The sequence below is a fragment of the Aeromicrobium sp. Sec7.5 genome (assembly GCF_036867135.1).
Classification (GTDB): Bacteria; Actinomycetota; Actinomycetes; order Propionibacteriales; family Nocardioidaceae; genus Aeromicrobium.
Genome location: NZ_JBAJIJ010000001.1, coordinates 1357773 through 1371664, shown reverse-complemented (window position 1 = coordinate 1371664; position 13892 = coordinate 1357773). Strand labels below are relative to the sequence as shown.

At 71.9% G+C, this 13892-nt stretch carries 11 protein-coding genes; 1 reads left to right on the top strand and 10 read right to left on the bottom strand.

The genetic code is table 11. The features are described from left to right. Positions 1-3 precede the first annotated feature (3 nt). The 9 genes from V6S66_RS06860 to rpsB all read right to left on the bottom strand — a co-directional run bounded on the left by V6S66_RS06860 (position 4) and on the right by rpsB (position 11680). Positions 4-567, bottom strand: coding sequence for a hypothetical protein (locus tag V6S66_RS06860; RefSeq protein WP_334205998.1), 564 nt, complete (start codon positions 565-567; stop codon positions 4-6). Positions 568-620: 53 nt separating this feature from the next. Then, positions 621-1493 (bottom strand): transglutaminase family protein, encoded by an 873-nt coding sequence (locus tag V6S66_RS06855; protein WP_334205997.1) that lies wholly within the window; start codon positions 1491-1493, stop codon positions 621-623. A gap of 10 nt (positions 1494-1503) precedes the next feature. Beyond that, the gene (locus tag V6S66_RS06850; protein ID WP_334205996.1) at positions 1504-3972 is read right to left on the bottom strand and encodes a circularly permuted type 2 ATP-grasp protein; all 2469 of its coding nucleotides are present in this window, start codon (positions 3970-3972) and stop codon (positions 1504-1506) included. Positions 3973-3974: 2 nt separating this feature from the next. Continuing rightward, the gene (locus V6S66_RS06845; RefSeq protein WP_334205995.1) at positions 3975-7364 is read right to left on the bottom strand and encodes a transglutaminase family protein; all 3390 of its coding nucleotides are present in this window, start codon (positions 7362-7364) and stop codon (positions 3975-3977) included. A gap of 172 nt (positions 7365-7536) precedes the next feature. Then, positions 7537-8391, bottom strand: a complete 855-nt coding sequence (locus V6S66_RS06840; protein ID WP_334205994.1) for a phosphatidate cytidylyltransferase — start codon at positions 8389-8391, stop codon at positions 7537-7539. 8 nt (positions 8392-8399) lie between these two features. Further along, positions 8400-8921: a ribosome recycling factor gene (frr, locus tag V6S66_RS06835; protein WP_442885917.1), complete on the bottom strand. Its 522-nt coding sequence runs from the start codon at positions 8919-8921 to the stop codon at positions 8400-8402. 32 nt (positions 8922-8953) lie between these two features. After that, positions 8954-9700 (bottom strand): UMP kinase, encoded by a 747-nt coding sequence (gene pyrH / locus V6S66_RS06830; protein ID WP_334205993.1) that lies wholly within the window; start codon positions 9698-9700, stop codon positions 8954-8956. A gap of 115 nt (positions 9701-9815) precedes the next feature. Continuing rightward, on the bottom strand, positions 9816-10631 hold the full coding sequence (gene tsf, locus V6S66_RS06825; protein WP_334205992.1) for a translation elongation factor Ts: 816 nt from the start codon (positions 10629-10631) through the stop codon (positions 9816-9818). Positions 10632-10672: 41 nt separating this feature from the next. Then, a complete protein-coding gene (rpsB, locus tag V6S66_RS06820) occupies positions 10673-11680 on the bottom strand; it encodes a 30S ribosomal protein S2 (RefSeq protein WP_334205991.1) in 1008 nt (335 codons plus the stop codon). A gap of 350 nt (positions 11681-12030) precedes the next feature. On the opposite strand from rpsB, the gene V6S66_RS06815 reads away from it, so the two are divergent. Further along, positions 12031-12948, top strand: coding sequence for a peptidoglycan DD-metalloendopeptidase family protein (locus V6S66_RS06815; RefSeq protein WP_334205990.1), 918 nt, complete (start codon positions 12031-12033; stop codon positions 12946-12948). 19 nt (positions 12949-12967) lie between these two features. On the opposite strand, the gene V6S66_RS06810 is transcribed toward V6S66_RS06815, so the two are convergent. Next, the gene (locus tag V6S66_RS06810) at positions 12968-13888 is read right to left on the bottom strand and encodes a tyrosine recombinase XerC (RefSeq protein WP_334205989.1); all 921 of its coding nucleotides are present in this window, start codon (positions 13886-13888) and stop codon (positions 12968-12970) included. Between the last annotated feature and the right edge of the window lie 4 nt (positions 13889-13892).

The following is a 13892-nucleotide window of genomic DNA, read 5'->3' as shown; positions in this document are numbered from 1 at the left end:
TCGTCAGACCGGCGTCTCGGCACCGTCGTACAGGAAGCTGGCGTCGTCGATGAGCCACTCCCCGTCGACCAGGACGAGGTCGTAGGTGTACGTGTCCGAGGCCTGCTCGACGTCGCCCCGCTCGAGGTACTCCCACGTCTCCTCGGTCTCGATCCGCGCCGTCGAGCCGTCGATCGAGACGTCGGTGACCTCGATCCGGTAGGTGCGCCAGAAGTCGCGGGGCTTGCCGGCCTGGATCTCCTCGAGGCCGTCGCGGAAACCGGAGCACGTCGAGTAGTCGGCCTCCGCCTGCCCGTACTCAGCCCGGAAGTCGGAGGTGGTCCTCTCCTGGAAGGTCTCGCAGTCCGCGTCTCGGAACGACCGGTCCCACTCGAGGATCGCCTCGGTCGGATCAGGCACTCCGGGCGCCAGCTCCACCGCGCCGTCGCGGTCGCCGCCCCGGCTCGCCATGCCGGCGACCAGGCCGAGCACCAGGCCCAGCACGATGATGGCCAGCCCGGCGAGCGCCGTGAGGTACATCCAGTACCTCGATGCGACGGACGTGCCCGGCTCCTGCATGGTGAACATGCTGACAGATCGGCGCCCACCCCCGCGAGGGGAGAGGACCCCAAGGCGGATGGTCACACGGGCGCCACGTCGACCTCGACGTCGAGCAGCGAGGTCGAGGCGTCGCTGTAGATGACGCCCTTCACGGGCGGCACGTCCGCGTAGTCGCGCCCCCACGCCGTCGTGACGTAGCGCTCCCCGGCCGGCTGGTCGTTGGTGGGGTCGATCGCGAGCCACTGGCCGCCCGGCACCCAGACGGCGGCCCAGGCGTGCGAGGCGTCGGCGCCGACCACACGGTCGCGGCCGGGCGGAGGATCGGTCGCGAGGTAGCCGCTGACGTAGCGCGCGGCGAGACCGTGCGAACGCAGGCACGCCAGCGTGAGGTGCGCAAAGTCTTGGCACACCCCAGCGCGCGCCTCGAACAGGTCGTCGATCGTGCTCGTGACGGTCGTGGCGCCCTGCTCGTACTCGAAGTCGCAGTGGATCCGGTGCATGAGGTCCAGTGCCGCGTCCGCGACGGGCCGCCCCGGCAGGAGTGACTCCGCGGCGTAGGCGTGCGCCGTCGCGGTGTGGGCCACGAGGTCGGACCGGAGGGCCAGCTCGCGCGCCGACCACGCGTCGGCCACGTCCGGTCGGGTCCGGGGTCGGCAGACCTCCCACGCCTGGGCGTCCGCGAGATCGTCCCGGATCTCGGCGTGCACCTCCACCTCGGAGCGCGCCTCGACCCGTAGCACCTGGTGGCGCTGGTCGACCTGGAAGTACGTGCGGGTGTTCCCGAAGTGGTCGACCGTGGACTGCAGGTCGCGAGCGGCCGGATCCACCACGACCTCGTGGGCGCCCACGCGCTGCCACGGGAGCTCCCGCGGGGTCACGTGCGCGATGCCGTAGCTGTCACTGACGTCGTCGTCGTAGGTGTACGTCGTGGTGTGGCGGACCTGGTACCTCATGACCGGGACCTCACGGGGAGCCCACCAGGTCGAACGAGCGCGGGGTCGGTGCGGACGTCAGGTGGACCTCGACGACCGCGTCGGCGAAGCGAGTGAGAAGTGCGCGGACCGAGCCCAACGACTGCTCGAGGTACGGCCGGCGCTCACCCTCGATCACGACGAGACCTGCGAGGTCGACGCCGTCGAGCTCGCTGCGCAGGTCGGCGAGCAGCCGTTCCGGCCTCGTGGACCCGGTCGAGGCCGGAAGCCCCCGGAGCAGCTCGGCGGCACGATCGAGGTTGAACGCGACCGATCGCGGGTTGTCGACGTCGAACATCAGGAGCTCGACGACCCCGGCCGGCCGGACGTACCCCCGGTAGCGGCGACGATGCGTGACGGCGCTCTCGGCGACGCCCAGGACGGACGTCAGGACGTCGCGATCGACGTCGATCCCGCGCCGGGTCGTGACGGTGCCCTCGATCAGACGCACGACCTGCTGGCACCGTTCCACGGCCCGACCGAGGACGATCAGGCGCCACCCGTCGTCGCGCATCATCGAGTCGGTCACACCGTGCAGCGCCGAGATCGCCGTGAGCATGCGCCCGGCGGAGTCGTTGACCTGCAGGCTCGTGCGGGAGCCGGCCAGGACCCCGGCCGCGCGGTCGATCGCGCCGAAGACCCGCCAGACGTCGGGCGAGAGCTGGTCACGCACGGCCTGGGCCGCGTCCCGCAGCGAGCCGATCGACTGGGCCACCGATCCCGGTCGGAACGGGTCGAGCAGGACCGAGCGCAGCTCGTCGTCGTAGGCGGCGCCGTCCACCGTCTCGCCGTCGAGCGGGCCGTCCGGGCCGGGGCTGAGGTCGTGCAGCTTGCGCACCAGCACCTGCAACGTCTGGCCGCCGGCGGACCACGGGCGGTAGCGGAAGTCCTGGGCCAGGCCGTGTGCGGCGATGACCAGCCGCAGCGTGTCCTCCGCACGCTCGGCGTACCGGCCGAACCAGTACATGTCCTCCAGCACGCGGGGCACCATCGCCGCCGGCGCCCGCACGTTGGTCATGGGCAGGACCTCGAGGAGGCGCTGGTCGGGCTCGTCGGCGCGCTCCTTGAGCACCCACACGTCCTTGCTCCGCGGCACCCGACCGGTCTCCATGATCGATCCGAGACCACCGAGCAGGGTGCGGTAGGCCGAGCCGTGCCGCACCGAAAACGTGCGGATCACGACCGGCTCCGGTCGCACCCCGACGGGGCCGAGCGACACGGTCTGGGAGTGGTGCGGCCGCTCCTGGGCCACGAACCGGTGCGGCTCGGCGTCGACGAGCGCGAGCAGCCGCTCAGGGTCGAGGTCGGTCGGCAGCGGGGACCGGTCGATCGCGCGGATCGTGAGCTCGTCCGCTCGGGCCCGTACGAGCTCGAGCTCGTCGGGGTCGCCGAGCCAGTACGAGCGGATCGTGGGCAGGCGCAGCGGCTCGTCGAGCAGCACCTCGCAGGCCCGGGCCAGGAACGGCGCGAGCCCGAGGTTCTCCACGACCCCGGCCCCGAGTCCGTTGACCACCGTGACGGAGCCGCGGCGGACCGCCTCGACCAGGCCGGGCACCCCGAGCTGGGAGTCGCCCCGCAGCTCGAGCGGATCGCTGAAGGCCGCGTCGACGCGGCGCACGATGACGTCGACCCGCTCGAGCCGCCCGTAGGCCCGCATCCAGACGATGCCGTCGCGGACCACCAGGTCGCTGCCCTCCACGAGCGGGAACCCCAGGCTGGACGCGACGAAGGACTGGTCGTAGGCCGTCTCCGACTGCGGACCCGGCGACAGCAGGACGACGCGAGGATCGCTGGCCTCCCCGGGTGCCGCGTCGATCATGGCCGCGCGCACGGCCTGGAAGAACGGGGCGACCCGGTGGAGCGCGGCACCGCGGTAGAGCTCGGGCACGACCCTGCTGATGACGCGCCGGTTCTCCATGGCGTAGCCGATGCCTGACGGGGCCCCGGTGCGGTCGGCCAGGACCTGCCAGTCCCCCGTGGCGGTGCGGGTGACGTCGGTGGCGGTGATCAGCAGCGGGTGCGGCTCGCGACTGCTCCCGCGCAGGACCCGCAGGAAGCCGGAGTGGCCGAGCACGACCTCGGGCGGGACGACCCCGCTCGACAGGAGCGTCTGCGGGCCGTAGAGGTCGACGAGCACCGCGTTCAGCACCTCGGCCCGCTGGGCGAGACCGACCTCGAGCGGCTCCCACTCCGCGGCCGAGACCACGATCGGGACCGGGTCGAGGCGCCACCACGAGGGCGACTCCCCCGGGCGCGAGTAGCGCACGCCGTCGTCGCTCAGGAAGCGGACGATGTCGCCACTGATGCGCTGCAGCTCGTCGTGGGTCAGCCCGATCGCCGAGCTGGCGAGCGCCTTCCAGGCGGGGCGCAGGGTCCCGTCGGGGGCCACGACCTCGTCATAGCGGGCGGGCTCGGGTGACAGCGTCGGCTGCGCGACCGCCGTCGAGTAGTCCTGCAGCACCGTCAGCCGAGCCCCTGACCCGCGTCGCGGGCCACGGGGGCCCGACGCAGGTCCAGCGTGCGGGGGTACTCAGGCGCTGCGGCCTGGGCACCGCGCTCCCGCGCGGCCGCCACGTCGATGCGTCCGGCGGTGTGACCGAACGGCTCGAAGCGGCTCGCCCGCCGCGCCTCGGCCGAGGCGGCGTTGACGGGGGCGTTCTCGTACGCGCGGCCACCGGGGTGCACCACGTGGTAGGTGCACCCGCCGAGCGAGACCTGCGCCTCCGCGTCGACGAGGTCGAACCGGAGCGGGGCGTGCACCTCGATCGTCGGGTGCAGCGCCGACCACGGCTGCCAGGCGCGGTAGCGGACCCCGGCGTAGTACTCGCCGGGGGTCCCGGTCGACGTCAGAGGCACGGGGACACCTTGGCACGTCACGAGGTGCTTGCCGGGGTCGACGCCCCGCACCAGGACCTGCAGGCGCTCGACCGAGGAGTCGACGTACCGGGCGGTGCCACTGCCCGTCGCCTCCTCGCCCAGCACGTGCCAGGGCTCGATCGCGGCGCGGAGCTCGATCTCCACCTGGGACCCGCGCGCCTCGACCAGGGTGCGGCCCAGCCGCGGGAAGCGGAACTCGACGAACGGGTCGAGCCAGCTCTGCTCGAACGCGATGCCGGCCGACCGGAGGTCGGCGACGACCTGGCCGATGTCGGCGACGACACCCTGCGGGAGCAGGAAGTCCTCGTGCAGTGACGTGCCCCAGCGCACGAGGGAGTCGTCGCCCGGCGTGCGCCAGAACATCGACACGAGGGACCGGACGAGCAGCGCCTGCACCATGGCCATCTGCGGGTGCGGCGGCATCTCGAAGCCTCGGAGCTCGAGCAGGCCGAGGCGGCCGCGCGACGAGTCGGGGCTGTACAGCTTGTCGATGCAGAACTCGGCGCGATGAGTGTTGCCGGTGAGGTCGGTCAGGAGGTGGCGCAGCACCCGGTCGACGAGCCACGGGCGGCCCGGGAGGCCACCCTCGCCGGCGTCGTCGCGGTCGTCAGCCCCCTCCTCGCGGTCGTCGCCCGGGGCGAGCTGCGCCTGGTCGGCGAGCCGCGCGAGCTCGGCGAGCGCGATGTCCATCTCGTAGAGCGCCTCCGGACGGCCCTCGTCGAACCGCGGGGCCTGGCTGGTGGGCCCGATGAAGCGTCCCGAGAACAGGTACGAGAGGGAGGGGTGACGCTGCCAGTAGCGGATCAGGCTGCCGAGCAGGTCGGGGCGACGCAGCAGGGGCGAGTCGGCCGGGGTCGGTCCACCCAGCGTGATGTGGTTGCCGCCACCGGTGCCGGTGTGGGAGCCGTCGAGGTCGAACTTCTCGGTCCCCAGACGGGTCTCGCGGGCGGCCTCGTAGAGCGTGTCGGTCAGGTCGCGCAGCTCGCCCCACGTGCGGGTGGGTTGGAGGTTGACCTCGATGACACCCGGGTCAGGCGTCACGATGAGCTGCGTCAGGCGCGAGTCCGGCGGCGGGCCGTAGCCCTCGACGACGACCGGCACGTCCAGCTCACCGGCGACCTTCTCGAGCGTCGCGACGAGCGTGACGTAGTCGTCCAGTCGCTCCGTGGGCGGCAGGAACACGAACACGAAGCCGTCGCGGCCCTCGAAGGCGAGCGCGGTCGGCGGGGCGTCGTGCGGCTCGATCGTCAGGACGCTCGGCAGCACGGGCGCCAACGGCGGGCCCGACTCCAGGTAGGAGGGATCACCCGACGGCTCGGGTGGCAGCCATGAGACGGAGTCGAGCGGCAGTCGCAGCCCCACCGGCGAGTCGCCGGGCGCGAGGACCAGCCGACCACGGCGGAACGTCCAGCGCGGGCTCGACCACGTCTCACCCGTCACGACTGGCAGCACCCACCCCGACGGCTCACCGACCCCGGCGTCGAGGGCCGTGGCCCACGCCGGGTCGATGCGGTCGGGCGCCTCGATCGGCGCGTCGCCGTCGGGCTTCCGCAGGGCAGCGGCGAACGGCACGATCGGGTCCTCCCAGGCCGCGATCGCCCGGTCCGCGTCGAGCCCCAGCGCGACGGCGAAGGCGCTCGCGAGCCGCTCGGCCCGCTCCGGCGCATCCTCGACCGCCTCGGCGTCGTTCCACGGATCGGCCAGGAGCTCGGGCCGCGACCAGAGCGTCTCCCCGTCGGTGCGCCACTGGAGGGCGACCTGCCAGCGCGGCAGCGGCTCCCCCGGGTACCACTTGCCCTGGCCCCGGTGGACCAGCCCGCCCCCGGCGTAGATCTCTCGCAGACGCCCGGCGAGCTCACCGGCGAGCCGGCGCTTGTCGTCGCCGTCGGCGTCGGTGGTCCACTCCGGGGAGGTGGCGTCGTCGATCGACACGAACGTCGGCTCGCCACCCATCGTGAGACGCACGTCGTCGGCGATGAGTCGAGCGTCGATCTCCTCGCCGAGCGCGTCGACGCGGGCCCAGGCCTCGTCGGTGTACGGCAGCGTGACGCGCGGGTCCTCGTGCACCCGGGTGACGACGTTGGCGAAGGAGAACGACACGTCGGCCGGCTCCATCAGCCCGGTGATGGGTGCGGCCGAGGCCGGGTCGGGCGTCGCCGACAGCGGGATGTGACCCTCGCCGGCGAACAGCGCCGACGTGGGGTCGAGACCGATCCAGCCAGCACCGGGCACGTAGACCTCGGCCCACGCGTGCAGGTCGGTGAAGTCCTCCTTCGCGCCGGTGGGGCCGTCGAGCGCCTGCGCCGCGAGCAGGGGATCGGTCGCGAGCTGCACGAGATAGCCCGACACGAAGCGGGCCGCGAGGCCGTACTGCCGCAGCAGCGACACCAGCAGCCAGGCGCTGTCACGGCACGAGCCGATCGCCCGGGTCAGCGTGGTGTCAGGCGTCTGCACGCCGGGCTCCATGCGCACCGAGTACTCGACGTCGCGGTGGACGGCCGCGTTGAGCCCGACCAGGAAGTCGACGATCGGCACGCCGTCCTCCGGCAGGGCGGGAAGGCCGGCCCGCCAGTCCGACACGACCGGTCCGGGGCCGTCGCCCGAGGCCTCGAGAACCGGCGCGAGGTACGGAGCCAGATCGGCGCGCAGGCCGGGCTCGTACGCGAACGGGAAGCGCTCGGCGTACTCCTCGACGAAGAAGTCGAACGGATTGATGACCGTGAGATCGGCGACGAGACCCACCGTGACGTCGAGGTGGTCGACCGGCTCGGGGAACACCAGGCGGGCCAACCAGTTGCCGAACGGGTCCTGCTGCCAGTTCACGAAGTGGCCCGCCGGCTCGACCTTCATCGAGTACGCCTCGACGGGGGTGCGCGAGTGCGGCGCGGGCCGCAGGCGCACGACGTGCGGGCTCAGCCGGACCCGACGGTCGAACGTGTACGTCGTACGGTGCTCGAGCCCGACCTTGATCGCCATGTGACCACCCTGCACGACGAGCGTTACCGCCGCGTGTCGGGGGGAGGAGCAACCACGCCCTGCCGCACCATCGACCGGTGCCACCGGGTGCCGTCACGTGCACGGGTCTCGACACGGCCCTCGTCCATCGACGAGCCACTCGACCAGCGGAGGGCGGGCCCCAGAGGATCGACTAGGCGACGGGCACGAGGTAGTGCAGCACGACCCACGCGACGGGCGCGACCATGATGAGGGAGTCGAGCCGGTCCATCAGGCCACCGTGGCCCGGGAGCAGGTCGCCCATGTCCTTGATGCCGATGTCGCGCTTGATGAGCGACTCCGAGAGGTCACCCAAGGTGGCCATCACGACGCTCGCCGCGCCCAGCACGACACCAGCCCACCATTCCCCCTCGAGCGCCAGGACCACGACCGCGACGCCGGCGCCGATGCCGAACAGCATCGACCCCGTGAAGCCCTCCCAGGACTTCTTCGGACTGATCGTGGGTGCCATCGGGTGCTTGCCGAACAGGACGCCCGCGATGTAGCCGCCGATGTCGGACGCGATCGTGGCGACGATGAAGGCCACGATGCGCCACGGGCCGTCGGACTCGTCGAGGAGGAGCAGGACGAAGACACCCATGAGCGGCAGGTAGGCCAGGACGAAGACCCCCGCGCTCACGTCGCGGACGAAGCCGTCGGCCCCGTCGGCCAGGCGCCAGACGAGCGTCGCGATGACCGTGAGCGCCATCGCGAAGGCCGCCGCCTCCATGTCGGTGTAGAACGCCGACAGGAGCATCGCGGTGCCACCGAACGCGACCGGCAGGATCGGGATGCGAATGCCGGCGGTCGAGAACGCCCGCTTGAGCTCCCACATGCCCACCAGCAGGGCGACGATCACGACCGCGACGAACAGGTCCTTGACGAAGAACAGGGAGGCGACGACGGTCGCCGCGAGGGTCACGCCGACGGCGATCGCCGCTGGCAGGTCTCGGCCCGCCCGGCCGTGGTCCTTGGCGGGGGTGGCCGGCTCGGAGGATGAGTCGGTCATGGAGGAGGTCACACCTCGAGGAGCTCGGCCTCTTTGCCCTTCAGCAGCTCGTCGATCGTGTCGACGTACTTCTTGGTGAGGGCATCGAGACGCTTCTCCGCGCCGGTGTTGTCGTCCTGGGAGATCTCGGAGTCCTTCTCGGCCTTGTCCATCGCCTGCTTGGCGTTGCGGCGCACGCCGCGCACGGCGACCTTGCCGTCCTCGGCCTTGGTCCGAGCGAGCTTGATGTACTCCTTGCGGCGATCCTGGGTCAGCTCCGGGAGCGTCACACGGAGCACCTTGCCGTCGTCGGACGGATTGACGCCGAGGTCGGAGTCACGGATGGCCTTCTCGATGGCCGACTTGGCGCTGACGTCGTAGGGACTGATGATCACGGTGCGCGGCTCCGGCACCTGGAAGCCGGCGAGCTGCTGCAGCGGCGTGGGCGTGCCGTAGTAGTCGGCCGTGATCTGCGCGAACATCGCCGGGTGCGCGCGACCGGTCCGGATGGCCGCGAACTCCTCGCGGGTGTGCTCGACGGCCTTGCCCATCTTGGTGTCGGCCTCGCGGAGGGTCTGGTCGATCACGGTGCTTCTCCTGTAGTCGTGCCACTGTTCGCGCCGGATCCTGCGTGGACCAGCGTTCCGATCCTCTCACCCTGCAGGGCTCGGGCGATGTTGCCCTCGCCCTCCATCCCGAAGACGATCATCGGCAGCTTGTTCTCCATGCACAGGGCGAACGCGGCCGCGTCGACGACCTTCAGGCCCCGCTGCAAGGACTCCGCGAAGGTCACGTCGTCGTACTTGCGGGCGTCAGGGGTGGTGCGGGGATCGGCGTCGTACACCCCGTCGACGCCGTTCTTGCTCATCAGGACGACATCGGCCTTGATCTCGAGAGCGCGCTGGGCCGAGACCGTGTCGGTCGAGAAGTACGGCATCCCGGCACCCGCGCCGAAGATCACCACACGCCCCTTCTCGAGGTGCCGGACGGCACGCCGAGGGATGTACGGTTCGGCGACCTGCGACATCGCGATGGCGGACTGCACCCGCGTCTCGACACCCTGCTTCTCGATGAAGTCCTGCAGCGCGAGCGCGTTCATGACGGTGCCGAGCATGCCGATGTAGTCGGCGCGTCCGCGATCCATGCCGCGCTGGCTGAGCTCGGCGCCCCGGAAGAAGTTGCCACCACCGACCACGATGGCGACCTGCACGCCGTCACGGACCGCCTCGGCCACCTGGGCCGCGATGCCGTTGACGACATCGGGGTCGATGCCGATGGCTCCTCCACCGAAGACCTCACCGGACAGCTTGAGAAGTACGCGGCGGGCCATGCGTCGAGGATATCGGACGGGCGCCGCTGGGCCTGCGGCGGGAGAGACGACCAAAGCCATGACGAAGGGCCCCGCGGATCGCTCCACGGGGCCCTTCGTCAGCGAGCTCGGTGCCTCAGGCGCCGATCTCGATGTGGGCGAAGCCGGTCAGCGTGACGCCGGCCTCGTCCAGGACGGTCTTGACCGTCTTCTTGTTGTCGGTGACCGACGCCTGCTCCAGCAGGACGACGTCCTTGAAGAAGCCGTTGACGCGACCCTCGGTGATCTTGACGATCGCCTGCTCGGGCTTGCCCTCCTCGCGGGCCGTGGCCTCGGCGATCTCGCGCTCCTTGGCGACGACGTCCGCGGGGACGTCCTCACGGGTCAGGAAGCGCGGACGCATCGCCGCGATCTGCATCGCGGCACCGCGGGCGGCATCGACGTCCTCGCCGGAGAACTCGACCAGCACGCCGACCGAGGGCGGCAGGTCGCTGGCCCGGCGGTGCAGGTACGTGGCGACCTGACCGTCGAACGTCGCGACGCGACCGAGCTCGAGCTTCTCGCCGATGACCGCGGCCAGCGAGCTGATCGCCTCGGCGACGGTGGTGCCGTCGTCGAGCGTGACCTGCGCGAACGCCGCGGCGTCGGCCGGGCGTGCCGCGTCGGCCGTGGCCGCGAGCTTGGTGGCCAGCTCGATGAACTGCTCGTTCTTGGCCACGAAGTCGGTCTCGGAGTTGAGCTCGACGATCGCGTTGCCCGACGAGGCGACGAGGCCCGAGGAGGCCTCGCGCTCCGCCCCACGCTTGGCGGCCTTGGCCGCTCCGGTGATCCGGAGGATCTCGACGGCCTTCTCGAAGTCGCCGTCGGCCTCGGTGAGCGCCTTCTTGGCATCCATCATGCCGGCGCCCGTGGCGTCACGGAGCTTCTTGACATCAGCGGCGGCAATCGCCATGTGTCGCTACCTCAATTCTGGGAAGGGGAGGAATCTCTGGATCAGGACTCGGTGGTGGCGGCGTCCGACTCCGCGCCCTCGGTGGCCTCGGCAGCAGCCGGGGCCTCCTCGGCGGGGGTCTCGACCGGCGCGGCCTCGGCGACCGGGGTCTCCTCGGCGGCAGGCGCCTCAGCAGCCGGAGCAGCCTCGGCAGTGTCCGCGGCAGGCGCCTCGGCGGCCGGAGCAGCCTCGGCAGCGGCCGGAGCGGCGTCGGCAGCGGCCGGAGCGGCGTCGGTGGTGAGCAGCTCGGCCTCCCACTCGGCCAGCGGCTCGCCGGCTCCGAGCTCCTCGCCGGCCGACTCCTCACCGGTCTTGGCCCCACCGCGGGACACGAGGCCCTCGGCGACGGCGTCGGCGATGACCCGCGTCAGCAGCGCGACGGAACGGATCGCGTCGTCGTTGCCCGGGATCGGGAAGTCGACCTCGTCGGGATCGCAGTTGGTGTCGAGGATCGCGACGATCGGGATGCCGAGCTTCTTGGCCTCGTCGACCGCCAGGTGCTCCTTCTTGGTGTCGACGATCCACAGTGCGGCCGGGGTACGGGCCATGTCGCGGATGCCGCCGAGGGTGCGCGAGAGCTTGTCGAACTCGCGGCGCATCTGGAGGAGCTCCTTCTTGGTACGACCCGAGCCAGCGACCTGGTCGAAGTCGATCTCCTCGAGCTCCTTCATGCGCTGGAGGCGCTGGTGCATCGTCTGGAAGTTGGTCAGCATGCCGCCGAGCCACCGCTGGTTGACGTAGGGCATGCCCACACGGGTGGCCTGCTCCTGGATCGGCTCCTGCGCCTGGCGCTTGGTGCCGACGAACAGGATCGTGCCGCCACGGGCGACGGTGTTCTTGACGAACTCGTAGCCGGCATCGATGTACGCCAGCGACTGCTGGAGATCGATGATGTAGATGCCGTTGCGCTCGGTGAAGATGAAGCGCTTCATCTTGGGGTTCCAGCGGCGAGTCTGGTGTCCGAAGTGGACACCGCTCTCCAGCAGCTGACGCATGGTCACGACGGCCATGGTGATCTCTCGTTTCTGGGCACGACGGCCCGTTCCTGGTTGACGCACGGACACCGTGTCCGCGCCCTGGTGCCGTGACGGGGCCCACCGGACCCGATGTTGCTGGGAACGGACCAGGACCTCGCCCGCGGTGGCCGCGCTCGCGGGCCGGGCCCGTGAGCGACGCCGATGCGGATGACGGCACGCGAAGTCACCTCCAGAGGAGGTGCTCGGACCATCCTAGGCCACGGCGCCGAGGGGACGAAATCCGCGGGTTCCGGGGCGCGAGGCAGGTCGTCCACAGCGCTCGGCCGTCCACACGCGCGTCGTGCGGGGTGTCGGTCGCGGCTCCCGTGCACTGACGTGGATCCATGAGTCCTGCCCTCCCTCGTCACGCCGCCCGAGCGGGCCGCGCCTGCCTGACCCTGGTCCTCGTGCTGCTCGCGGGCGGCACAGCCTCCTCGGCGCGCGCCGACGGCAGCTGGTCCTCGCCGCTCGAGGGGCACACGATCGACCGCTCGTACGCCGCTCCCCCGGGCCCCTACGCCGCGGGTCACCGGGGCATCGACCTGACCGGAGCACCGGGCGAGGCCGTGAGGGCGGTGGCCGCCGGCACCGTGGCCTTCGTCGGGGAGGTCGCCGGCACTCCGGTGGTGACGGTCTCCCACGGGAGCGAGCGGTCGACCTACCAGCCCGTCCTGGCTGCCGTCGAGGTCGGGCGCAGCGTCGATGCCGGGCAGGTGATCGGCACGCTGCTGCCGGGTCACGCCGGCTGCGGGGCGGCCGCCTGCCTGCACCTCGGCCGCATCGAGGGCGAGACGTACCTCAATCCGGCGGAGATGTTCGGTGGGCGCTACCGCCTGATCAGCCCGGAGGGTCCACCGCCCGCACCGCCGGCGCTGGGCACCGGCGAGCTGCGACCGCCCCTCACGGCCCCGGTCACGTCGGGCTTCGGCCTGCGGATCCACCCGATCACCGGCGAGCCCCGGGCCCACGACGGCATCGACTTCGGCGCGCCCTGCGGTTCACCCGTGACCGCTGCGGCCGCGGGCCGCGTGGCGAGCGTCAGCCGCGCCGGCGGGTTCGGGCTGCGGGTCGAGATCGACCACGGCGGAGGCCGGGTCACGTCCTACAGCCATCTGTCGTCCGCGGGCGTGGCTCCCGGGGCCACGGTCGCGGCCGGCGACACCGTCGCGAGGGTCGGCACCACCGGCACCTCGACGGGCTGCCACCTGCACTTCTCGGTGCACGACCACGGGAGGGCCGTCGACCCGGCTCCCCTGCTGTGACCCTCCGCCGGTCCCGCGCTCAGGCCCGTGGGTGTGCCTGGCGGAACGCCGCGCGCAGTCGTTCGTTGCTGACGTGCGTGTAGATCTGGGTGGTCCCGATCGAGGCGTGGCCCAGCACCTCCTGCACCGACCGCAGGTCGGCGCCTCCCTCCAGCAGGTGGGTGGCCGCGGTGTGCCGGAGTCCGTGCGGCCCGAGGTCGGGCACCCCGTCGACGTCGGCCAGCCGCCGGTGCACGACCTCCCGCACGGCGCGCTGGTCGATGCGTCCGCCTCGGACACCGAGGAACACGGCAGGACCGCTCGATCCCGTGACGACCTGGGGCCTGCCGTGCTGCAGCCAGGCCTCCACGGCGTCCTGCGCGGGCAGGCCGAAGGGCACCGAGCGCTCCTTGCGGCCCTTGCCGAACACCCGCACCAGGCGGCGCGCGTGGTCGAGGTCGTCGATGTCGAGGCCCACCAGCTCGCCGACGCGGATGCCGGTGGCGTACAGCAGCTCGAGCATCGCGAGGTCGCGGGTGCCGGTCACGGCGTCGGTGTCGATGCGTTCGCCAGCAGCATCGAGCACCGCGCGGACCTCGCTCGCGCTGAGCGTGGCCGGCAGGTCCCGGCGTGCGGCCGGGGAGACCAGGAGTGCGGCGGCATCGGTCGGGGCGCGGCCGGTGCGGAGGAGCCAGGCCGAGAAGACCCGCAGGGAGGTGCTGCGGCGGGCCAACGTCGACCGCGCGCGACCGAGTGACCGCTGCTGCGCGAGGTGGCTGCGCACCGTGCGGATCGTGAGATCGGCCGGGTCCCGGACGCCCATCCGCTCGGCGTGGTCGGCGAGCCCCTTGACGTCGCTGACGTACCCGCGGACGGTGTGCTCGGTGAGGTCCCGCTCAAGCCGGAGGTGCCGCTCGTAGTCGTCGACGACCCGGTCCCAGGCCACGTCGTGCTCGCTCACGCCC

Excerpts from the sequence above, each read along its gene's own strand:
- V6S66_RS06855 (WP_334205997.1), bottom strand. The coding sequence starts at position 1,493 with ATGAGGTACCAGGTCCGCCACACCACGACGTACACCTACGACGACGAC.
- V6S66_RS06840 (WP_334205994.1), bottom strand. The coding sequence starts at position 8,391 with ATGACCGACTCATCCTCCGAGCCGGCCACCCCCGCCAAGGACCACGGC.
- pyrH (WP_334205993.1), bottom strand. The coding sequence starts at position 9,700 with ATGGCCCGCCGCGTACTTCTCAAGCTGTCCGGTGAGGTCTTCGGTGGA.
- tsf (WP_334205992.1), bottom strand. The coding sequence starts at position 10,631 with ATGGCGATTGCCGCCGCTGATGTCAAGAAGCTCCGTGACGCCACGGGC.
- rpsB (WP_334205991.1), bottom strand. The coding sequence starts at position 11,680 with ATGGCCGTCGTGACCATGCGTCAGCTGCTGGAGAGCGGTGTCCACTTC.
- V6S66_RS06860 (WP_334205998.1), bottom strand. The coding sequence starts at position 567 with ATGTTCACCATGCAGGAGCCGGGCACGTCCGTCGCATCGAGGTACTGG.
- V6S66_RS06815 (WP_334205990.1), top strand. The coding sequence starts at position 12,031 with ATGAGTCCTGCCCTCCCTCGTCACGCCGCCCGAGCGGGCCGCGCCTGC.
- V6S66_RS06845 (WP_334205995.1), bottom strand. The coding sequence starts at position 7,364 with ATGGCGATCAAGGTCGGGCTCGAGCACCGTACGACGTACACGTTCGAC.
- frr (WP_442885917.1), bottom strand. The coding sequence starts at position 8,921 with ATGGGCAAGGCCGTCGAGCACACCCGCGAGGAGTTCGCGGCCATCCGG.